This is a genomic window from Pseudomonas sp. MWU13-2862, assembly GCF_023242495.1.
GTDB classification, from domain to species: Bacteria; Pseudomonadota; Gammaproteobacteria; order Pseudomonadales; family Pseudomonadaceae; genus Aquipseudomonas; species Aquipseudomonas gingeri_D.
The window spans coordinates 309,057-328,568 of record NZ_JALMEZ010000001.1; the positions used below are offsets into that span (position 1 = coordinate 309,057).

Annotated in this window: 20 protein-coding genes and 1 tRNA gene; 4 read left to right on the forward strand and 17 right to left on the reverse strand. The window is 63.0% G+C overall.

Features of this window, described 5'->3' with window-relative positions; all coding sequences use genetic code 11:
- Positions 1-2 precede the first annotated feature (2 nt).
- From hcnB to M5C56_RS01505, 7 genes are all read right to left on the reverse strand, one after another.
- Positions 3-1,403, reverse strand: a complete 1,401-nt coding sequence (gene hcnB / locus M5C56_RS01475; protein WP_103498976.1) for a cyanide-forming glycine dehydrogenase subunit HcnB — start codon at positions 1,401-1,403, stop codon at positions 3-5.
- Complete coding sequence (gene hcnA / locus M5C56_RS01480; RefSeq protein WP_103498975.1) at positions 1,400-1,714, reverse strand: cyanide-forming glycine dehydrogenase subunit HcnA; 315 nt, start codon at positions 1,712-1,714, stop codon at positions 1,400-1,402. The genes hcnB and hcnA overlap by 4 nt, the downstream gene beginning before the upstream one ends.
- A gap of 257 nt (positions 1,715-1,971) precedes the next feature.
- On the reverse strand, positions 1,972-5,091 hold the full coding sequence (locus M5C56_RS01485) for an efflux RND transporter permease subunit (RefSeq protein WP_103498974.1): 3,120 nt from the start codon (positions 5,089-5,091) through the stop codon (positions 1,972-1,974).
- Positions 5,088-6,347, reverse strand: a complete 1,260-nt coding sequence (locus M5C56_RS01490) for an efflux RND transporter periplasmic adaptor subunit (RefSeq protein WP_103498973.1) — start codon at positions 6,345-6,347, stop codon at positions 5,088-5,090. The genes M5C56_RS01485 and M5C56_RS01490 overlap by 4 nt, the downstream gene beginning before the upstream one ends.
- Entirely contained in the window at positions 6,344-7,609 is a 1,266-nt protein-coding gene (locus M5C56_RS01495) for a TolC family protein (protein ID WP_103498972.1), read from the reverse strand. Before M5C56_RS01495 ends, M5C56_RS01490 begins: the two co-directional genes overlap by 4 nt.
- 101 nt (positions 7,610-7,710) lie before the next feature.
- Positions 7,711-8,052 carry a hypothetical protein gene (locus M5C56_RS01500; RefSeq protein ID WP_247262998.1) on the reverse strand — a complete coding sequence of 114 codons (342 nt, stop codon included), beginning with the start codon at positions 8,050-8,052 and terminating at the stop codon, positions 7,711-7,713.
- 102 nt (positions 8,053-8,154) lie between these two features.
- Positions 8,155-8,577 carry a hypothetical protein gene (locus tag M5C56_RS01505; protein WP_103498980.1) on the reverse strand — a complete coding sequence of 141 codons (423 nt, stop codon included), beginning with the start codon at positions 8,575-8,577 and terminating at the stop codon, positions 8,155-8,157.
- A 247-nt stretch (positions 8,578-8,824) separates the two neighbouring features.
- On the opposite strand from M5C56_RS01505, the gene M5C56_RS01510 reads away from it, so the two are divergent.
- Positions 8,825-9,364 carry a hypothetical protein gene (locus M5C56_RS01510; protein WP_103498971.1) on the forward strand — a complete coding sequence of 180 codons (540 nt, stop codon included), beginning with the start codon at positions 8,825-8,827 and terminating at the stop codon, positions 9,362-9,364.
- Positions 9,365-9,400: 36 nt separating this feature from the next.
- Here M5C56_RS01510 and M5C56_RS01515 read toward each other — a convergent pair whose 3' ends face one another.
- Positions 9,401-10,279, reverse strand: coding sequence for a LysR family transcriptional regulator (locus M5C56_RS01515; RefSeq protein ID WP_103498970.1), 879 nt, complete (start codon positions 10,277-10,279; stop codon positions 9,401-9,403).
- 100 nt (positions 10,280-10,379) lie between these two features.
- Here M5C56_RS01515 and M5C56_RS01520 point away from each other — a divergent pair, with 100 nt between their 5' ends.
- Positions 10,380-11,771 (forward strand): aldehyde dehydrogenase family protein, encoded by a 1,392-nt coding sequence (locus M5C56_RS01520; protein ID WP_103498969.1) that lies wholly within the window; start codon positions 10,380-10,382, stop codon positions 11,769-11,771.
- A gap of 103 nt (positions 11,772-11,874) precedes the next feature.
- On the opposite strand, the gene M5C56_RS01525 is transcribed toward M5C56_RS01520, so the two are convergent.
- The 9 genes from M5C56_RS01525 to M5C56_RS01565 all read right to left on the reverse strand — a co-directional run bounded on the left by M5C56_RS01525 (position 11,875) and on the right by M5C56_RS01565 (position 17,411).
- Positions 11,875-11,950, reverse strand: a tRNA-Asn gene (locus M5C56_RS01525).
- Between the two features lie 73 nt (positions 11,951-12,023).
- Positions 12,024-13,331 carry an MFS transporter gene (locus tag M5C56_RS01530; RefSeq protein WP_103498968.1) on the reverse strand — a complete coding sequence of 436 codons (1,308 nt, stop codon included), beginning with the start codon at positions 13,329-13,331 and terminating at the stop codon, positions 12,024-12,026.
- Positions 13,332-13,395: 64 nt separating this feature from the next.
- Positions 13,396-13,677: a metal-sensing transcriptional repressor gene (locus M5C56_RS01535; protein WP_103498967.1), complete on the reverse strand. Its 282-nt coding sequence runs from the start codon at positions 13,675-13,677 to the stop codon at positions 13,396-13,398.
- A gap of 98 nt (positions 13,678-13,775) precedes the next feature.
- Positions 13,776-14,522 carry a DNA-binding domain-containing protein gene (locus M5C56_RS01540; protein ID WP_247262999.1) on the reverse strand — a complete coding sequence of 249 codons (747 nt, stop codon included), beginning with the start codon at positions 14,520-14,522 and terminating at the stop codon, positions 13,776-13,778.
- Positions 14,519-15,364 (reverse strand): DUF692 domain-containing protein, encoded by an 846-nt coding sequence (locus M5C56_RS01545; protein WP_103498965.1) that lies wholly within the window; start codon positions 15,362-15,364, stop codon positions 14,519-14,521. Before M5C56_RS01545 ends, M5C56_RS01540 begins: the two co-directional genes overlap by 4 nt.
- Positions 15,365-15,557: 193 nt before the next feature.
- The gene (locus M5C56_RS01550) at positions 15,558-15,824 is read right to left on the reverse strand and encodes a hypothetical protein (protein WP_103494194.1); all 267 of its coding nucleotides are present in this window, start codon (positions 15,822-15,824) and stop codon (positions 15,558-15,560) included.
- Between the two features lie 59 nt (positions 15,825-15,883).
- Positions 15,884-16,648, reverse strand: coding sequence for an alpha/beta hydrolase (locus M5C56_RS01555; protein ID WP_103494195.1), 765 nt, complete (start codon positions 16,646-16,648; stop codon positions 15,884-15,886).
- A 56-nt stretch (positions 16,649-16,704) separates the two neighbouring features.
- Positions 16,705-17,142 carry a DoxX family protein gene (locus tag M5C56_RS01560; RefSeq protein ID WP_103494196.1) on the reverse strand — a complete coding sequence of 146 codons (438 nt, stop codon included), beginning with the start codon at positions 17,140-17,142 and terminating at the stop codon, positions 16,705-16,707.
- Positions 17,139-17,411 (reverse strand): DUF2282 domain-containing protein, encoded by a 273-nt coding sequence (locus M5C56_RS01565; protein ID WP_103494197.1) that lies wholly within the window; start codon positions 17,409-17,411, stop codon positions 17,139-17,141. The genes M5C56_RS01560 and M5C56_RS01565 overlap by 4 nt, the downstream gene beginning before the upstream one ends.
- Before the next feature lie 311 nt (positions 17,412-17,722).
- On the opposite strand from M5C56_RS01565, the gene M5C56_RS01570 reads away from it, so the two are divergent.
- Both M5C56_RS01570 and M5C56_RS01575 read left to right on the forward strand, forming a co-directional pair.
- Positions 17,723-18,946 carry a SpoIIE family protein phosphatase gene (locus M5C56_RS01570; RefSeq protein WP_247263017.1) on the forward strand — a complete coding sequence of 408 codons (1,224 nt, stop codon included), beginning with the start codon at positions 17,723-17,725 and terminating at the stop codon, positions 18,944-18,946.
- A complete protein-coding gene (locus tag M5C56_RS01575; protein WP_103494199.1) occupies positions 18,939-19,508 on the forward strand; it encodes a SiaB family protein kinase in 570 nt (189 codons plus the stop codon). The genes M5C56_RS01570 and M5C56_RS01575 overlap by 8 nt, the downstream gene beginning before the upstream one ends.
- Positions 19,509-19,512: the final 4 nt, after the last annotated feature.

Below are 19,512 nucleotides of genomic sequence, written 5' to 3' on the forward strand. Positions count from 1 at the left end.
GTTCAGGCGTCCTTACCCAGGCTCTCGAAGGCGGAAAAGGGAATTGGCTCGATGGGAAAACGCGGGCGCAGCCAGCCGACATCGGCGCGTCCGGTGGCCTGCCGCAGGCGGTCGCTGCAATAACCGACGCACATGCGCCCCTGGCAATCACCCATGCTGACCCGCGTACGCATCTTCAGCCCAGCCATGTCCTCGACGCCCTGGGACAGAGCAAGGTCGATCTCGGCGCGAGTCGTGTGTTCGCAACGGCAAATCAATGTGTCGGCGCGGGGCAAGTCGATCTGCCGGGTACCGCGCCGGGTGTAGCGATCAACACCGGCGCGGAACTTGCGGATTTTCGTCAGTTTGTCCAGGTAGATCTGGCGCAGGACCAGGGCCCCCTCGGCGTCGAGCACATCGCGTTGCATCAGGATCGACACGGCGGCAATCCTGCCGGCCAGCATCGCCGCCTCGCCGCCGCGAATCCCGCCCATATCGCCGGCCAGATGGATGGTCGGTTCGCTGCTCTGCTGCCAGACGTTGCTCTCGGGCCGCAGGCAGCCGTCCTCGCCGACGCCATGGGCCAAGCCCATCTGCTGACTGAGTTGGGTGCGCGGGACAAAACCATAACCGACCGCCAGGGTCTGCGCTTCGACCCGCCGCGCCTGGGCGAGGTCCGGCTGCCAATCGCTGGAATACGGCGCCAGGGTCACGCTGGTCAACTCTTCCTGCCCCTGGGCTTCGACCACACCCCAGCCGTAGTAAAACGGGATGCCGTGCAATTTCAGATAGGCGAGCATGCTCAAACCGTCGAGAAACATCTGCGGCTTGTTCAGCAGAGCCAGGCTTTCGCGGGCGATCCGGCCCAAGGCGCTGGCCTCATAGACACCCGCCACCGGCACCCCGGCCGCGTGCAACTGACAGGCCACCAACGGCAACAAGGGACCGGTACCGGTAATCACCGTGGCGCCCAACGGCTTGACCACGCCGCTCTTGATCTGCAACTGCAAACCGCCGAGCAGCATGACCCCGGGCAAGGTCCAGCCGGGAAACGGCACGTTGCGCTCATGGCAGCCGGCCGCCAGCAACAGTTGCGAATACTCGATCTGCTGCAGGTGCTCGTCGGCATCCAGCGCCATCAGCGTTCGCGTGCCTTCACCACCGAGAATCCGCGTGCCCAGGCGCACATCGACCCGGTCGGAATACCGCGCGAACTCACCGTGCAGACGCTCCAGTACTTGGCGGTAGCGCGTGCCCAGATAGCCGAGGTCGACGCCGCGGCGCAACGGTCCGCGATAGACCACGCCCCCCAGGCGCGAGGCTTCCTCGAACAGCACGCTGGGTACCGCGTGCCGGGCCAGCTCGGCGGCGGCGGCCATGCCCGCCGGACCTCCGCCGACAATCACCACGGGCAGGCGGCTCATAGCACCTCCAGCACGGGGAAGCGGCTGACAGCGGTTTCGATCTGCATGCCGGGCCGTACCAGCGTCTGGCAGGCCCGGCGCTTGTGCCGGCCATCAATCGAGACCAGGCAGCACTGGCAAACGCCCATGCCGCAGAAGGCTCCGGCGATCTCGCCATGATCGTTGCGCGCCAGTTGTCGCAGGCCGACCGATTGCAGCACGCTGAGGACGGTCTCACCGGCAGCGGCCGGTACGGGTTGACCGTTGAGGTGGACGGTCATGTCCACCTGGGAAAGGGGTTGGATATCGTGTTGTCGATCCAGGTTTTGCATAGGTGCATCATCCATGACTAGCGTGAAAGGTGCACGCTAAGGGATTCGGCGCTTCGGCCATTTGATCCAGGCCAGTAAAGAGGAACAAAAGTCCTGGGGGCCGCTTCGGCGCTCCGGTGGTGTCAGAGGCTCCCCGTCGCGCCGTTCGCGGGCAAGCTCCGCTCCCACAGGTCTGCGGTCGTACACAGGTTTTGTGTTTGACTCGGACAATGTGGGAGCGGAGCTTGCCCGCGAAGCAGGCGACACGGTCCATCGCTCTAACGCCGACGCTTCATCAACCAGTACGCCGCCGGCAGCACCAGCATCGACAACAACGGCGCGGTGATCATGCCGCCAACCATCGGCGCGGCAATCCGCTTCATCACCTCGGACCCGGTACCGCTGCCCCAGAGAATCGGCAGCAGACCGGCGACAATCACCGCCACCGTCATCACCTTGGGCCGGACCCGCAACACCGCGCCCTCGCCGATGGCCTCCAGCAAATCGCCGTTCTCCTCCCGTCCGGCATCCAGACGCGCCGTCCAGGCATTCTTCAGATACAGCAGCATGATCACACCAAACTCCGCCGACACCCCGGCCAGGGCGATAAACCCCACTCCCGTGGCCACCGACAGATTGAAGCCCAACAGGTAGAGCAACCAGACACCGCCGGACAGCGCAAAAGGCAAGGTCAGCATGATCAGGCCCGCCTCACTGAAACGCCCGAAGGTCAGGTACAGCAGCACGAAAATGATCAGCAAGGTGGCCGGCACCACCCACATCAGACGGGCATTGGCCCGCTCCAGGAACTCATACTGCCCGGAATAGGACACCGTCATCCCGGCCTTGAGCCTCACCTGCTGCGCCACCTGTTGCTGCAGGTCACGAGCGGTCGACGCCAGGTCGCGGCCCCGGACATCCACATAGACCCAACCGGACAGCCGGCCATTTTCGCTGCGCAGCATGGGCGGCCCCGCGCTCACGCTGATATCCGCTACCGCACCGAGGGTGATCTGCTGCCCACTGGCGGTGAGCATCGGCAATTGCTGCAAGACCTGCGGGCTGTCGCGCCATTCCCTCGGATAACGCAGATTGATCGGATAACGGGCCACGCCCTCGACCGTCTCCCCCACCGTACTGCCACCCACGGCACCGGACACCACCGCCTGCACATCGGCAATGCTCAGCCCGTAGCGGGCCGCCGCCAGGCGATTGATCCGAATGTCGAGGTAGCTGCCTCCGGTCAAGCGTTCCGCCAGGGCCGAACTGACCCCGGGCACCTGCTTGGCGACCGCTTCGACCTGATGGGCGACCTCATCTATATCGGCCAGCGACGTGCCGGCCACCTTGACCCCGATCGGGCTCTTGATACCGGTGGCGAGCATATCGATACGGTTGCGGATCGGCGGCACCCAGAGGTTCGACAGCCCCGGCACCTTGACCGCCTGGTCCAGCGCTTCGATCAGCTTTTCCGGGGTCATACCGGCACGCCATTGCTCACGAGGCTTGAACTTGATGGTGGTTTCGAACATCTCCAGGGGGGCCGGATCAGTGGCGCTTTCCGCCCGCCCGGATTTGCCGAAGACATGCTCGACTTCCGGCACCGTGCGAATCATCCGATTGGTCTGCTGCAGCAACTCGCTGGCCTTGCTCGCCGGTAATCCCGGCAACGCCGAAGGCATGTACAACAGGTCGCCTTCATCCAGCGCCGGCATAAATTCCCCACCCAACTGGCTCAAGGGCCAGAGGCTGGAAAGGAAGATCAGCAGCGCCAGCGCCAGGGTCATTTTCGGCCATTTCAGCACCGCATCCAGCAGCGGACGATAGGCCGCGATCAGCCAGCGATTAAGCGGGTTCTGCTGCTCGCTGGGAATATGACCGCGAATCCAGTAGCCCATCAGCACCGGCACCAGGGTCACCGACAATCCCGCCGCCGCCGCCATCGAATAGGACTTGGTAAACGCCAGAGGCCCGAACAACCGCCCTTCCTGGGCCTCCAGGGTAAACACCGGCAGGAACGACAAGGTGATGATCAACAGGCTGAAAAACAGCGCCGGCCCGACCTCCGCCGCCGCCTCGCCGATCACCCGCCAATGGGCCTCGCCTTGCAGCTTCTGGCCGGGATGGCGCAGTTGCCAGGCCTCGATATGTTTATGGGCGTTCTCGATCATCACCACCGCCGCATCGACCATCGCGCCGATGGCAATGGCGATACCGCCGAGGGACATGATATTGGCGTTGACGCCCTCGATGCGCATCACGATAAAGGCCATCAACACCCCCAACGGCAGGGTGATGATCGCCACCAGGGACGAGCGCCAGTGCCAGAGGAACAGCAGGCAGACCAGCGCCACCACACCGAACTCTTCCAGCAGTTTGAAGCTGAGGTTGTGCACCGCCCGGTCGATCAGCTGCGAACGGTCGTAGGTGGTGATCAGTTCTACCCCGGACGGCAGGCTGCCGCGCAAGCTGTCGATACGGGCTTTCACCGCCTGGAGTGTTTCATCGGCGCTCTTGCCGGAACGCAGGATCACCACGCCACCGACCGCCTCGCCTTGACCGTCCAGCTCGGCGATGCCACGGCGCATCTCGGGGCCGACCTGGATCGTCGCCACCTGGCCAAGCAACACCGGCACGCCTTGCGCCGAGGTTTTCAGCGGGATATTGCGAAAGTCCTCCAGGCTCTTCAGGTAGCCCGAGGCCCGCACCATATATTCGCGTTCGGCCAGCTCCAGTACCGAACCGCCAGCCTCCTGGTTGGCGCTCTTCAGCGCCTCGTTCACCTGCTGCTGGGTGATGCCGTAGGTCACCATCTTCTGCGGGTCGAGCAGCACCTGGTATTCCTTGACCATGCCGCCGATGGTGGCGACCTCAGCCACATTGGGCACGGTCTTGAGCTCGTATTTGAGGAACCAGTCCTGGATCCCGCGCAACTGCGCCAGGTCATGCTGCCCGGTGCGGTCCACCAGGGCGTACTGATAGATCCAGCCGACACCGGTGGCGTCCGGGCCGAGGGTGCTGGTGACGCCCCAGGGCAAACGACCCTGGGCCTGGTTGAGGTATTCCAGTACCCGCGAACGGGCCCAGTACAGGTCGGTGCCGTCCTCGAAAATCACATAGACAAAGGAGTCGCCGAAGAACGAGTAACCGCGCACGGTCTTCGCCCCGGGGACCGACAGCAAGGTACTGGCCAGCGGATAGGTGATCTGGTTTTCGACGATCTGCGGCGCTTGTCCGGGAAAGCTGGTACGGACGATTACCTGGGTGTCGGACAGGTCCGGCAGTGCATCGAGCGGCGTGTTGCGCACCGACCAGATACCCCAGGCGACAATAAACAGAGTCGCCAGCAGGATCAGGAAACGATTACCGATGGACCAGTGGATCAGGCGCTTGATCATTTCCTGCCCTCCATCGAGTCCGTCGCTTCCATTGGTGCCATCGGAGCCATTGCTTCATCGGTTGGAACTATGCCTTGCAGGCTGGCTTCCGAGTCGAGCAGGAACTGCCCGGAGGTCACCACTTTCTGACCTTCGCTCAGACCGTCGAGCACTTCGATACGCCCGGCGGACTCGCGTCCGATACGGATTTCCATCGGTTTGTAGCGGCCCTGATCCCCGGCCAGCATCACCAGGGTGCGCTTGCCCGTGCGGATCACCGCTTCGCTGGGCACCAGCAGGCTCGGGGTCGGATCGGGATCGGCGAGGCGCACACTGGCGAACATGCCCGGACGCAATTTGCCGTCCGGGTTGGGCAACTGGCTGCGTACCGTCAGGGTGCGGTTCTGCGGATCGACACTCGGTAATATCGCCACCACCTTTCCCGTCAAGGTCTGTGCGGGATAAGCGGACAAGGCCACGGACACCGGGGCCCCTACCTGGACCAGGGTCGCCTGCGCCTCCGGGATCGCGCTATCGAGCCAGACGCTGCCCAGCCCGTTGATCCGCGCCAGACTCATCCCGGCGGATACGCTCATGCCCGCGCGCACCTCCAGGCTTTGCAGCTCACCGGCAATCGGCGTGGTCAGGGTCAGCAGCGGACGCACCGTGCGGGTCTTCGCCACCTGGGCGATCACTGCCTCGGGCATGCCGAGCAGTTGCAGGCGTTGGCGCGAGGCCTGGATCAAACGGCTGTCGCCGCTGGCAAGGACCGCGACGAACTCCAGTTGCGCGGCCGACCACTCGGGTATCAACAGATCCACCAGGGGCGCGCCGGCCGGCAGTACATCACCGGGCGCGCGGTCATAGACGCGCTCGACAAAGCCCGCCGCACGGGCTTGCAGATTGGCGATATCGCGCTGGTTGTAGCCCAGCGAACCGACGGCATCAAGACCGCCGGGCAGGCGTTCACGTACCACCGAGGCCGTGCGCATGCCGAGGTTCTGGGCCAGTTGCGGCGACACGCTGATGGACGAGGTGTCCTCGGCGCCATCGACATACTTGGGCACCAGTTGCATATCCATGAACGGCGACTTCCCCGGTGCATTGAAGTGCTGGGTCGGGTACATCGGGTCAAACCAGTACAGGGTCGGGCGTTCCTTTTTTGCGCCATCGGCCGCAGCGGACATCAGGGGCCCACCGTGGCCGAGCCAATAGCCACCGGCAACACCGAGTCCGGCCAGCGTGAGGGTCAACAGCGAGTAAGTGAGCTTGTTCATTTCAGGCCCTCGACATAGGCGTAGTACAGGCTGGCGGACAATTGGCTGAACTGACTCTGTTGGCTGACGCTGCGCAGCCGCGCCTCGATCAGATCGCGACGGGCGCCGATCACTTCGTTCAACGGGCTCTTGCCGGCCTTGTAGGAGGCCAATGAAAGCTCGGCGCGGCGCTCGGCCAGGGGAATCGCTGACTGCTGCGAGCGCTCCAGGGCTTTCTTCAAACGCTCAAGCTCGGCCAACCCACTTTCCAGCTCGGCCTTGTGCTCACGCAACATGACTTCCTGTTCGGCCTCCCGCTGCTCGACCTCATGCTGCCGCGCATTGATCCGCGGCCCTTGGCGGGAACCGGTGAACAGCGGCAGGTCGAAGGTGAATTGCAGCGACGCCATGTCGCCGCCGAACTGTCGGTCACGGTGACCGTAGACCAGCTCGACGCCCCAGTCGGGCTTCTTCTGCGCGATGGCATCGGCCAGTTCGGCATTGGCTTCGCTGACCCGGGCCGTGGCGGCCTGCAGGTCCGGATGGCGGGCCAGGGTGTGCTGGGTATGTGGCAGGATCGGGCCCCAGGTCGGCGGTCCGTCGGCCAGGGGCTGGTCGGCATCGGCACCGATCCAGCGGCGCAGCTTGGCCCGGGCCATGGCGATGTTCTGTACCAGTTCGTCACGGCGGTCGGCAAGGGCCAGGGCCTCCTGGTCGGCCTGGAACAGATCGCCCGACTGTGCGGTGCCGGCGGCGATACGAGAGGGTGTGGTGCTGCGCAACAGCGCGACCTGATGATCCAGTTGATCGAAGCTTTTCACGCTGAGCTCGGCGTAATAGACATTCAGCCAGGCCAGCGCGGTTTGCCGCTTGACCTCCAGCAGCGAGGCCCGACGCTCGGCTTCGGCGACGTCCACGCTGGCCAGCGCCAGCTGCTTGCGGGCCAGGCGCTTGTCACTGTTGGGCACCTCCTGGCGCAGGCCGATCTGGCGCTCGGTCATCGAGTCGCCGTCAAAGGAATAACGCCCGGAACCCTGGATCGGCAGGTCCTGGATCCCCAGCATCAACTTGGGATCGGGCAACGCATCGGCGGGCCCGACCGAGGACTGTGCCGACTCGACCTGCGCCAGGCGTGCAAGGTTTTCGGGGGCGGTGTTTTCGGCCAGGTGCTGGGCCCGCTCGAAACTCAGCGGCTCGGCCCTGACGGCCACCAGTGGGCTGGCGCCCAGGACAACAGCGATCACACCGGCCAATACGCGGTGTGAGGGAAGGAAAGCGAACATGCTTTCATCTCCAATGCAGGATCGACGCGTCCGCTGCAAATAGCGGTCGCGATGGCCCCTACGCCGCTTTGTGCAGGCGTGCAGGGATTCGGATCAAGGCATCAGAGGTAACGCGGAGGGCGCCACAGATCGGCCGGCGCCGACTGGAGCACGGCGGGCGCCTGCAGGGTAAGCGGGAGCGGCGGAACAGGGGTAAAGGTGCTGATCGTCAGGACCTGAACCAGTCCACCGATCTTGCACTCCTCGCCGGATTTGCAGGGCGACTTGGACGCGGCACCATGCTCCATATCATTACAGCAGGGGGCGCCGGTCATTTTCGACCCGGCGTGGTTCATCAACGGCATCGGGCAAGGTTCAGCAAAAGACGCGGCCGCGGCCACGCTGCCGAAGATCGGCAGCATCAGGCTGAGCACCAGGGTCAAGATCAGCTGAAACCTGAACATCGAGGACGCCAATGAAGAAGGGTTGCGGGAAAAGATACGCTACTTGAACGGTTGCAGGTTAAGTGAGCATTAATCTTCGTGCCGGCGGCGCTTGCCTATGGGTTACTCGGCAACCGCCTGCAACACCCATCCACCTTCCTGCTCCACGATCAGGCCACAGGCCAGCAGCAGCGGGCGCAACCGGACGTGCAACTCCGGCTTCACGAACTCATGCACCTTGGACAAGTCCAGTAAACCTGGAACCTCCAGTTCGCTCTTGAAGAACGACAGCCAGGCCTTCTTCAGCACCAGAAGGACCTCGCTTGGGGTGGTCCTGGCGAACTGGCGGTTGACCACCTTGCCCAGTTCGAAGCTGTGCTGGAAGGCATAGCCGGTTTCCACACCCGCTGCTTCCACACAGCGCAGGCATTTGCACGGCCCGTCGGCAAACGCCTGGAGCAGGAAGGCATTGAAGTCCGTCACGGGCTTGAGGGAGAGTCGCTTGTCCGTCTGAAACAAATCGTCCTGCAGTACCATTTCTTCCATCATCGTGCCCTTCCTTAACCATAACTGCCCGCAACCCTTTGGAGCCCCGGGTAAAAAGTCGCGAAGTTAATCCCTTGACTGCCTGATGTCAAAGCAGCGGGCAACCGCCGGTCCAGAGCTCCACCGCCAGCCCAATCGAGGCAAGCCTGGACATTCTGGATATTTCAGCCAAGCTCCAGAGCGTTTTTTGCAGCGGCCACCGAGATCCTGTTCGGGCGAAGGCCAACCGCGTACCCAGGAGCCGTCCATGAGTATTACCTTGCTCAACCAGACTCGATACCCTGCTATTTACCTCGTCCTAAAAGACCAAAAGGTCATTGTGAGGCAACTCGACGTCAACCCGAACGCCCAGGCGATCATTCCGGTGGACGACATCTATGAAGTTAGCGCCACCACCCTGATCGATGGCAACACCTACACTTCTGCTCCGATGACAGCTTCAGGCGGCATGGGTTTTCTGGCGCAAGTGCTGCAATCGCCCTCTCAAGAGGCTTATGACTTCGACATGGTCATGTTTCAAAACGTCGCCCCCAATCAACTGGCCTTTCAGAAAACCTGCCTCAACCCAGTGACCTTCACCATCAGCAAGAATGGCAAACCTCTGCAAAACATCGTAGTGACCAGTAGCTTCCAGACCCAGACGCTGGACATCAGCAACACCTTCTCGATCCATGCAGTGATCAACGGTGTCACCACCGACGAGGTGACCACCAGCAACCCCAAGGCGACCGTCACCGCCGTCAACGACACGGGCTTCGCCGGCTATTACTTACTGGAGGTCAGCTAAGCCGCCAGCAGCAACTTTCCCAACCTACCCTGGGGCTCAGGCCTCCTCGCGGACCACGCCCTGCTCCTCGAGCAGGCGCACGAACATGCTCAGGCTTTGCGACACCGTGCCTCGGCGCCACACCAGCCAGGTTCGCAGATAACGCATGGACTCGGTCAACGGCCAGACACTCACGGTGCTGCAGCCCGGCATGCTTTCCAGCATGCTGCGGGGCATCAGCGCCAGGCCGGCCCCGGCGCTCACGCAGGCGAGCATGCCGTGGTAGGACTCCATCTCATGGATCTTGCCGGGCACCGCGCCGTCCTTGGTAAACCAGCTTTCGAAATGGTGCCGGTAGGAACAGTTGGCGCGAAAGGCATAGATGCTCTCGCCGTTGACCTCTTGCGCACGCCGGACAGGCGCATGCTGCAACGGCGCGATCAGCACCATCTCCTCTTCAAAGGCCGGCACTCCTTCCAGCGCCGGATGCAGCACCGGCCCATCGACAAACGCAGCCGCCAGGCGCCCCGACAACACGCCATCGATCATGGTCCCGGACGGGCCGGTGGACAGGTCCAGGTCAACCTTGGCATAGCGCTGGTTATAGGCCGCCAGCAGTTGCGGAATACGCACCGCCGCCGTGCTCTCCAGCGACCCCAGGGCAAAGGCGCCTTGTGGTTCCTCGCCGGCCACGGTGGCCCGCGCCTCGCCGACCAGGTCGAGGATGCGCCGGGCATAGTCGAGGAAACTCCAGCCCGCCGGTGACAGCCGCAGGCGACTCTTCTCGCGGATAAACAGATCCACCCCCAGATCCTGCTCCAACTGCTTGATCCGCGTGGTCAGGTTCGACGGCACCCGATGGATCTGCTGGGCGGCCGCACTGATGCTGCCGTGCTCGGCAACGGCTTTGAAAATCTCCAACTGGACCAGATCCAAGTCATTCTCCAATCGTGAACGATATGCTCACCATTATTCAGTTTCCAGAAAACTAACGCCACCGTAATCTGAGGCCATACCCACACAGCAGGACGGTGCCATGTCTTCGATTTCCAGCCTCACCCATGCCCTGTCGATCAACCCCGCCAACGGTGAACAGATCGGCCACTACCCTTTCGAATCCGATTCGGCCCTGGATGCCGCCCTGTCCCGGGCCGCGGCCGGGTTTTCGCTCTGGCGCCGTACCGCGCTGGAACAACGCTCACAGGCGTTGCTCGCCCTGGCCCAGGCGCTGCGTGACAACGCCACGAAGATGGCCGAGATGATCACCCTGGAAATGGGCAAGCCCATCGCCCAGGCCCGCAGTGAAATTGAAAAATGTGCGCAGCTGTGCGTGTGGTACGCGGAAAACGGCCCGGCCATGCTCAGTGCCGAAGCGACCCCGGTGGAAGGCGGCAAGGCCCGTATCGAGTATCGCCCGCTGGGTCCGATCCTCGCCGTGATGCCATGGAACTTCCCAATCTGGCAGGTACTGCGCGGTGCAGTGCCGACGCTGCTGGCCGGTAACACCTTCGTGCTCAAGCATGCGCCCAACGTCATGGGCAGCGCCTACCTGCTGCTGGATGCCATCAAGCGCGCCGGTTTCCCCGAAGGCGTCTTCGAAGTCATCAATGTCACCCCGGAGGGCGTTTCCCGGGCCATCGCCGACCCACGTATTGCGGCGGTCACTCTCACCGGCAGCGTACGCGCTGGCATGGCCATCGGCGCCCAGGCCGGTGCGGCCTTGAAGAAATGCGTGTTGGAACTGGGCGGTTCGGACCCCTTTATCGTGCTCAATGACGCCGACCTCGACGAAGCGGTCAAGGCCGCCGTGATCGGTCGTTACCAGAACACCGGGCAAGTCTGCGCGGCTGCCAAACGCTTGATTATCGAGCAAGGCGTAGTCGCAGCCTTCACCGAGAAGTTCGTCGAGGCCACCCGTCGCCTGGTGGTCGGCGACCCGCTGGCAACCGAGACCTATATCGGTCCCATGGCCCGCTTCGATCTGCGTGACGAGCTGGATCAACAGGTCCAGGACACCCTGGCGCAAGGCGCGACCCTATTGCTCGGCGGCAAGAAGGCCGACGGCTCCGGCAATTTCTACGAGCCCACGGTATTGGCCGATGTCACCGACCAGATGACCTCGTTCAAACAGGAGTTGTTCGGCCCGGTGGCATCCATCATTACCGCGCGGGATGCCGAGCATGCGCTGGCGCTGGCCAATGACAGCGAGTTCGGACTGACGGCAACCGTCTACACCGCGGATCTGGAGCTGGCCCGCAAGTTCGCTGACGAGTTGGAAACCGGCGGCGTGTTCATCAATGGCTATAGCGCCAGCGACCCTCGGGTCAGCTTCGGCGGCGTGAAAAAAAGCGGTTTTGGTCGTGAACTGTCGCACTTCGGAGTCCGCGAATTCTGCAATGCGCAGACGGTGTGGCTGGATCGCCGCTGAAGGTATTGCCCGGCCCCGGGGGCACCCGCCTCCGGGCCTATAGACGACAGGGCTGAAAAAAACGCAAAAAAAAGCCTGCATCGCTGCAGGCTTTTCTTCTATCTGGCTCCACAACCTGGACTCGAACCAGGGACCCAGTGATTAACAGTCACTTGCTCTACCAACTGAGCTATTGCGGAATGCCGTGTATGTTACTGATATAAAAAGAGAAGTCAACCCCTGCCGGATCGGCAACAGGCCGCTGCCCGCCCGTCACACCGGCCAGCGACGATGCTCGTCGTCAATAATATAGGCGTGTTCGTGGATTTTACCGCCGGCGTCGTGCAGGTGCGGGTGATCCAATGGCAGGTCATCATGGCTATGCCTGAGCGCGGCCTGCTCGTGAGCCGGCCGCCAGATGACCAGGCAGGCCAGCACTGCCATGGCAGCAAGCAGGCTCAAGACCATGAACGAAGCACCGAGACCGACCTGCGCGCCCAACCAGCCGGCAAGCGGATAGGTGATCAGCCAGCAGGCATGGGACAGCGCAAACTGTGCCGCGAACAATGCCGGACGGTCTTCTGCGTGGGACGAGCGACGCAATAGCCTGCCGCCGGGAGTCTGCGCCAGGGAATAACCAACTCCGAGCAGGAACCACAGCGGCAACAGCGCGCTATAGGAAGCCAGCGTCGCACCGATGCCCAGGCCGATCACCAGCAACCCGGCGCCCAGCAGCATCACCGTGCGGTCCGCCACTCGGCTCAACAGACGCGGCAACGCCAGGGCGGTGAGCATCGACCCCGCGCCAAAGGCCGCCAGGGCAAAGGCAGTAAACCGCTGCGGCAGGGAAAAATGCGCCTGCACCAACACCACGGTATTGACGATCACCATAGCGCTGGCGGCAGCCACCGCCAGGTTCAGGGCCAGCAGCCCGCGCAAACGCGGGGTGGCCAGGAACAGCCGCACGCCACGGGTGGTGCGCTCATAAATGCTGCGCCGCACGCCTCTCCTGGCCTTGGGCAGCACCACCGAGCCGACCAGCATGGCCGAAGCGAAAAATCCCAGCGCGGTGCCGCCGAACAGGCCATGGAAACTGATCACGCCGAGGAGCGCGGCGGCAAGCATCGGGCTGACCAGGCTTTCCAGGTCGTAGGCCAGACGCGCCAACGACAGAGCGCGGGTGTATTGCTCCTCGTCGGGAAGAATGTCGGGAATGGTCGCCTGGAACGTCGGGGTAAACGCTGCCGAGGCCGATTGCAGCACGAAGATCAGCACATAGATCTGCCAGATCTCGCTGACAAAGGGCAAGGCCAGCGCCACCAGGGCCCGAATCAGATCCAATGCCACCAGCATTGCCCGGCGCGGCAGGCGTTCGGCAAAGGCAGCAGCCACGGGGGCGACGCCGATATAGGCACTCATCTTGATCGCCAGGGCGGTGCCCAGCACGACCCCGGCCTGGGCGCCGGCCAGGTCGTAGGCCAGCAAGCCAAGGGCAACCGTGGCCAGGCCAGTCCCCACCAGCGCAATGATCTGAGCGAGAAACAGATGCCGATAGGTAGTGTTTTTCAGGATATCCAGCATGGCGATGCTCCGACGTGTCCGGGCCCTTCAACCCCGTGCAGCGGGGATGAACACCCACCCCCGTCTACAGGTATTTGGTGATCTGCTTGAATGCTTCCAGCGGTGCCCGTTCGGCAGCGGTCATCGCCCCGACGGTGTCTTCAAGGCAATGGTCGATATGGTCCTGGATCAGCGTGCGCTTGGCCTGGCACACGGCCTTTTCCACCGCATGGAGTTGCTGGGCCACGTCCACGCAGGGCCGCCCCGTTTCGATCATGCCGATGATGCTGCGCAGGTGCCCTTCGGCACGCTTGAGCCGTTTGATGATCGCCTCGTGTGTCTGATGCACGTGCAAGGATTCGCTCATGGCGCCGGTTTCCGAATGAATGTGCTTTTATCCTATCCCCCCCCATAGGATACAGTCAATCGGGCAGGCGCCCGGTTTTCGAGCGACGTCGAGCGAGATCAGTCGACGCCGACAATCAGCTCGCCGGCCAACCAACTGGCGAGTAGCGATCCGGCCTTGGCAATACCGGCGGTTTCGCCAAGGCGTTCAACGAGCCATTCGCACAACCCGGAAAAACTGCCGTTCTCCTGCAAGCGCAACAGCGCCTGGTGTTCCAGTGCCTCGACAGGTCGCAGGCGCACCACCCTCTGCCGACGCCAGACCAGCAGGCCCGCTGTCTCGGCCAAGCGCTCGGGCGCGGGTAGCGGCAGCCCTTCGCTGAGGGCCGACCAGATCGGCTCGGCGTTGCTGGTCAGGGCACCAGTTCTGAGGGACGCTGTAAATCTCAGGCAGGCCGTCTCCCAATCCATGCTCGCCAGCACAGCCATGGGCAGCGGCTCGGCATCGGCGGCCACGAACGACTCATCGAGTGCCCGCTCGATCCAGGCCAGCTCGTGCACCTCGGGGCTGTCGGGAAACAACGTCGCCAGGGTCGCGGCGAATCCTTGCGGGTAGGCATCCAGGGTCCAGGCATGGGGCGGATGCTGATCGATATAGGTGACGGCGGCGGTAAAAAAAGCCTCGGCGCCGATCCATGTACGGACCTGGGGAAAAGCCTCCTCAAGGCATCCCAGCAACTGCGCGCGGTAGTTGTTCTGGTAGACGGACAATCCGGCTTGCGCCGTAGCGCCAAGATTGGCGGCCGCTTGCGCCGAGGCGCTGACCAGAGAGTTGCGCAGCTCACGCTGCCATTGCGCCAGGTTCATGCGCCACTCCGCGAGCAGGCCCGCCCATCGAGGCCGCCGAGGGTCCGGGCTATCGTCAGTTCCTTGAGCAGGTCGGCCAGCGGCGGGATCCGGTCATCGCGCTCGATCATTGTCGCCAACGGGCCGAAGCGGGCCATCGCCAGGGTGTATAACGCCCAGACCTCGGCACAGACCGGGCTGTCATGGGTATCGATCAGCAGCTCCTTGCCCTGGCTGTGGCCGGCCAGGTGGATCTGCCTTACCCGGTCGGCCGGCAGGCCATCGAGAAACGCCAGGGCGTCAAAGTGGTGGTTGCTTGCACTGACGAAGAGATTGTTGACGTCGAGCAGCAGCTCGCAGCCGGTGCGCCTGGACATGGCAGCAATAAATTCCCACTCGGTCATCGAAGCGCCGTCGAAGGCCAGGTAGCTGGAGGGGTTTTCAAAGAGCAGGGTGCGACCCAGGACATCCTGGGCGCGGGAAATATTCGCGCAGACCAGATCCAGCGCCTCGTCGGTATAAGGCACGGGCAACAGGTCATGGGAATTGAAGTGATCGATGCGCGACCAGCTCAGGTGGTCGGAGACGAACACGGGTTCGATCTCGTCGACCAGTGCCTTCAAGCGATGCAGGTAAGCGGAGTCGAGCCCGTCCGCCGAGCCGACGGACATCGAGACACCGTGCAGCGCGACCGGATAACGCTCGCGGATCTGGCGCAGGATATGCCGCGGTTGACCGCCGTCGACCATGAAGTTCTCCGAAATCACCTCGACGAAGTCGACGGGGATCCGGTTCTCCAGGAAGTCCCGATAGTGCTCCTTGCGCAGGCCCAGGCCGTAGCCCGAGAAGGGGGTAGTGGACATCGCATGTACTCGGCTTGAGAGAGGAATACTGTTTTGAAAACACCGCGCAACCTGTAGGAGCAGGCGGTCCGGCGTCCCGGCTTGCCCGTGAAGCTTTGGCGTTCTCACGGGCCCTTTCGCGGGCAAGCCCTGCTCCTACAAGGATGGTGTCGAAGGCAAATTTTGCGTAGGGCACTACGTCCGTGCCCTGCCCTTACTTCGGCTCAGTCAGGGTGCCGCCGGCCTTGAGGCACTCACTCGGGGTCTTGACGATAACGCCCTGCCCCTTGCAGCTGTTCAGTCCCTTGCAGTCGTTCCTGGCGGTGGCGCAGAGGCTTTCGCCCTTGCAACTGTTGACGCCGTAGCAGCGGCCCGGCTGCTCTTTCTCGGCGGCACTGGCCGATACGGCAAAGGATGCGGATGCCAGTGCAATCAACGCGGCGGCGGTGGCAAGGCTCAAACGGGATGCGGTGCTAGCCATGATGTTTCTCCAGTTCAGTCAGGGGGTACAACAGTGAAAGTTCAGGTGCCGGATGGGTGTTACTTGACGTTCAACGCGGCCTGCTCGATGACTTTCGCCACCGCCTCGGGCTGCGAGATGTACAGCGTGTGGCTGCCCTTGATCTCGGTCACCGTGGAACCGGCGCGCTTGTACATCCAGCGCTGCAGATCCGGGTTCAGGGCCTTGTCCTCAGTGGCGACAATCCCGTAGCTGGGTTTCTGGTGCCAGGCCGCGGCCCAGGTCCGCGCGCCGAAAGTCTCGGTGGTCGCCGGTACTTGCGAGGCCGCGAGGAAATCGGTGCGATTGCTGGTCTGGTCGGCGGCGAAGTCTTCGCCGAACTTGGCGCGGTCGACGAACAGGTGCCCGTCACGGGTGGCATGGATGTCGTTGTTCGGCGCCGGCATGGAGTCCAGCAACTGGGTCAGGCTTTCGCCCACTTCCGGTTGCAGCGCGGCGACATAGACCAGTGCCTTGACCTTGTCGCGATCACCGGCCATGCCGATCACCGCACCACCGGAACTGTGACCGACCAGCACCACCGGACCGACCTGCTGGTCGAGGACCAGGCGGGTGGCGGCGACGTCTTCGTCCATATTGGTCGCCGGCTGGTGCACGACGGTGACCTTGTAGCCCTTGTGGATCAGGATGTCGTGAACGACCCGCCAGCCCGACCCGTCGACGAAGGAGCCGTGGACGATGACGATGTTTTTCGCGCCAGCGGGCGGCGTCGCCTCGGCGGCACCGGCAAACATCGGTGTCGCCAGGGCCAGTGCGGCCAGGGCCAGGGTTGGAATCTTGCGCATGGTGTTTCCCCACAGGCCGCCAGGGCCTGATGTGATGGTGGATGATGGGTGGTGCGTTAGCGGCGTTGGCGCTGCAGCAGCGCATCGAGCGACCAGTGACCGCCGCCATAAGCGATCAGTGGCAACAGCAGGCCTACCCAGGTCAGGTGCGTCGGCCAGGCATCGGGATAAACGAAGATCTCGATGACCAGGGTCATGCCCAGCAGTGCGGCGGCGGCCGGTCGTGTCAGCAGACCCAGCACCAGCAGGATCGGAAGCAGGTGCTCGGCATAGGTCGCCAGGTGCGCCGCCAGGTCGGACGGAATCAACGGCAACACGTACTCCGAACGAAACAGCACGTAGGTCGACGGTTTGATCGTCAACAGGCCTTGCACCTTGGTGCGCCCGGAAAGAAAGAACACCGAGGCGATCCCCAGGCGCGCCACCAGCAGCAACAGTGGCTCAGGCAGCAGGCGCCTCAGGCCGGCAGTCGCGCCGCTGTTGCCGCGGTTCATGGCTGCTCCGTCAGGGAGCCGACGCCCTTGGGCGTCTTGATCTGGAGGCAGGTGCCCTTGTCCACCAGCACCCAGGCATTGCCCTGGTAGTCGGCCTCGGCGGTGCCGGCACAGGAGGTGCCTTTGCCGGCGGCACAATCGTTCTGGCCGGCCTTGGACACGCCGTAGCATTTTTCCTTAGGGCTTTCATCGGCGGCATGGGCAGCGCTGGCGAGAACCGTCAGCGAGAATGCAAGGGTGGCGGCAAGGGCCGCGTAGGGGCGCTTCATGGACATCTCCCGATCAACAATGAATGGCGCGAACCAGCAGCGTCGTGGGCTGCGTTGTTCGACCAGCAAAGTTAACCGCGAGCGTGTATCCCTTCTGTGTCGCGGACCCGGGCAGCACGTCGCGGGATGTATCCGCCGCCGGTTCGTACACAGTGTGATACATCACCTGCCGTGCAACGACCGCCATCCCGTCGCGGACTCGACTCGGCGACCAAGCGGGAGGCCGTCATATAAGCTTCATATTCCGCAGATAGCATTGTGCCTTCACCTCGCCCGGCGACCCCAGCATGCGCGCAGAAAACTTCCCCTTTATGCGTCCACAGCGGCCTAGAGATCATCGCTGCGCCGGTGACTTGTGCATTGAAGTGCCGGTGATCGACTCCAACAGCACCAATGCCCTGGTGATGGAGACCTTCAACGCGCACAAGGAAATCGTCTGCCTGGCAGTACTCGAAGACGAGCGCCCGATCGGCCTGATCAACCGCAATATCTTCCTGTCGATGATGAGCAAGCCGTTTCACCGCGAGCTGTACGACAAGAAAAGCTGCATTGCCTTCATGGACAAGGAACCCTTGATCGTCGATGCCGGAATGAGCATCGAAGAGCTGACGTTCAAGACCGTGGAATTTGGCGAAAAGACCCTGGCCGACGGTTTTATCATTACCCGCAACGGCCAATTCGCCGGACTGGGCAGTGGCCTGCAACTGATGGAAGTGGTCGCGGCCATGCAGGCCGAAAAAAATCGCCAGATCATGCAGAGCATCGAGTATGCGAGCGTTATCCAGCGCGCCATGCTGCGCGCTTCGCGGGATGCCCTGAAGTCGACCCTGGACGATGCCACCCTGCTGTGGGAACCACGGGATGTGGTCGGCGGCGACTTCTACCATTTCTGCGCCTACCCCGATGGCTGGTTCGGGGCGATTGCCGACTGCACCGGGCACGGTGTTCCCGGCGCCTTCATGACCCTGATCGCCTCCTCCTCGCTGACCCAGGCACTGGCCAAGCTCGGACCGCGTGATCCCGGCGCGCTGTTATCGGCGGTGAATAAAAGCGTCAAGGAACTGCTGGGGCAGGTCCAGGGCGTCGATGAAACCCCCGAGTCCGACGATGGCCTGGATGCCGCTTTCTTCTGGTTCGACAGCGCCAGCCAGACCCTGAGCTTTGCCGGCGCGCGCATGTCCCTCAACCTCTTGCCGCCTGATGCCCAACAACTGGAAACCCTCGCCGGTCAGCGTGTCGGCGTCGGCTACGTCGACAGTGACATCAACTACCAATGGCCGGTAAGCCAGGTGACGATCGTGCCGGACAGCCTGGTATTCATCGCCACCGACGGCCTGACCGACCAGATTGGCGGCCCGCGCAACATTGCGTTCGGCAAGAGCAAGACCTTCGACACGATACTGGAACACCGCAATCAGCCAGCGACCGTCATCTGCGAAGCCTTGCAACGCACGCTGGCCAATTGGCAAGGAGAGCAAAACCGGCGTGACGATCTCACCCTCTTCTGCGCGCGTCTTGGAAACAATCATGATTAATTCGAACACAGCCCACGCCGATTGCCACTTCTTCGACCTGGCCCAGCAACGTAATGTGATTTTCTATCACATGGGTTATTTCTCCCACACCATCATTACCGCGATGGCCGAGGTGGTGCGGCTGCAGCTGGAGATTTCAGGGGTGAACGGGCCGACACGGCGCAAACTGTTTTCCTCCTTCGTCGAATTGTCGCAAAACATCATTCACTATTCCTCCGACTCGTTGCCCACCGAGCCGCGTGAAGAGTCGTCGCTGCGCCAGGGTGCCGTGTGCATCAGCGCAGAAGGTGATCGCCACCTGATGCTCTGTGCCAACCCGATCGCCACCAGTGATGTCGACCGCCTGCGGGAAAAGCTCGAGCCCCTGCGCAACATGTCGCTGGAGGAGATCAAGCAAGCGTACAAAGTGACCTTGCGTGCGGAAACCCCTGCGGACAGCAAGGGGGCCGGCCTGGGCTTCCTGACAATGGCGCGCGATGCCTGCGCACCGTTGGAATTCGATTTCTACCCAAGAGCGGACGAGCCGGGAACCACGCTGTTCTGCCTTAAAGCCACTATCTAAGTAG

Excerpts from the sequence above, each read along its gene's own strand:
- hcnB (WP_103498976.1), bottom strand. The coding sequence starts at position 1,403 with ATGAGCCGCCTGCCCGTGGTGATTGTCGGCGGAGGTCCGGCGGGCATG.
- hcnA (WP_103498975.1), bottom strand. The coding sequence starts at position 1,714 with ATGCAAAACCTGGATCGACAACACGATATCCAACCCCTTTCCCAGGTG.
- M5C56_RS01485 (WP_103498974.1), bottom strand. The coding sequence starts at position 5,091 with ATGATCAAGCGCCTGATCCACTGGTCCATCGGTAATCGTTTCCTGATC.
- M5C56_RS01490 (WP_103498973.1), bottom strand. The coding sequence starts at position 6,347 with ATGAACAAGCTCACTTACTCGCTGTTGACCCTCACGCTGGCCGGACTC.
- M5C56_RS01495 (WP_103498972.1), bottom strand. The coding sequence starts at position 7,609 with ATGTTCGCTTTCCTTCCCTCACACCGCGTATTGGCCGGTGTGATCGCT.
- M5C56_RS01500 (WP_247262998.1), bottom strand. The coding sequence starts at position 8,052 with ATGTTCAGGTTTCAGCTGATCTTGACCCTGGTGCTCAGCCTGATGCTG.
- M5C56_RS01505 (WP_103498980.1), bottom strand. The coding sequence starts at position 8,577 with ATGGAAGAAATGGTACTGCAGGACGATTTGTTTCAGACGGACAAGCGA.
- M5C56_RS01510 (WP_103498971.1), top strand. The coding sequence starts at position 8,825 with ATGAGTATTACCTTGCTCAACCAGACTCGATACCCTGCTATTTACCTC.
- M5C56_RS01520 (WP_103498969.1), top strand. The coding sequence starts at position 10,380 with ATGTCTTCGATTTCCAGCCTCACCCATGCCCTGTCGATCAACCCCGCC.
- M5C56_RS01530 (WP_103498968.1), bottom strand. The coding sequence starts at position 13,331 with ATGCTGGATATCCTGAAAAACACTACCTATCGGCATCTGTTTCTCGCT.
- M5C56_RS01535 (WP_103498967.1), bottom strand. The coding sequence starts at position 13,677 with ATGAGCGAATCCTTGCACGTGCATCAGACACACGAGGCGATCATCAAA.
- M5C56_RS01540 (WP_247262999.1), bottom strand. The coding sequence starts at position 14,522 with ATGAACCTGGCGCAATGGCAGCGTGAGCTGCGCAACTCTCTGGTCAGC.
- M5C56_RS01545 (WP_103498965.1), bottom strand. The coding sequence starts at position 15,364 with ATGTCCACTACCCCCTTCTCGGGCTACGGCCTGGGCCTGCGCAAGGAG.
- M5C56_RS01550 (WP_103494194.1), bottom strand. The coding sequence starts at position 15,824 with ATGGCTAGCACCGCATCCCGTTTGAGCCTTGCCACCGCCGCCGCGTTG.
- M5C56_RS01555 (WP_103494195.1), bottom strand. The coding sequence starts at position 16,648 with ATGCGCAAGATTCCAACCCTGGCCCTGGCCGCACTGGCCCTGGCGACA.
- M5C56_RS01560 (WP_103494196.1), bottom strand. The coding sequence starts at position 17,142 with ATGAACCGCGGCAACAGCGGCGCGACTGCCGGCCTGAGGCGCCTGCTG.
- M5C56_RS01565 (WP_103494197.1), bottom strand. The coding sequence starts at position 17,411 with ATGAAGCGCCCCTACGCGGCCCTTGCCGCCACCCTTGCATTCTCGCTG.
- M5C56_RS01570 (WP_247263017.1), top strand. The coding sequence starts at position 17,723 with ATGCGTCCACAGCGGCCTAGAGATCATCGCTGCGCCGGTGACTTGTGC.
- M5C56_RS01575 (WP_103494199.1), top strand. The coding sequence starts at position 18,939 with ATGATTAATTCGAACACAGCCCACGCCGATTGCCACTTCTTCGACCTG.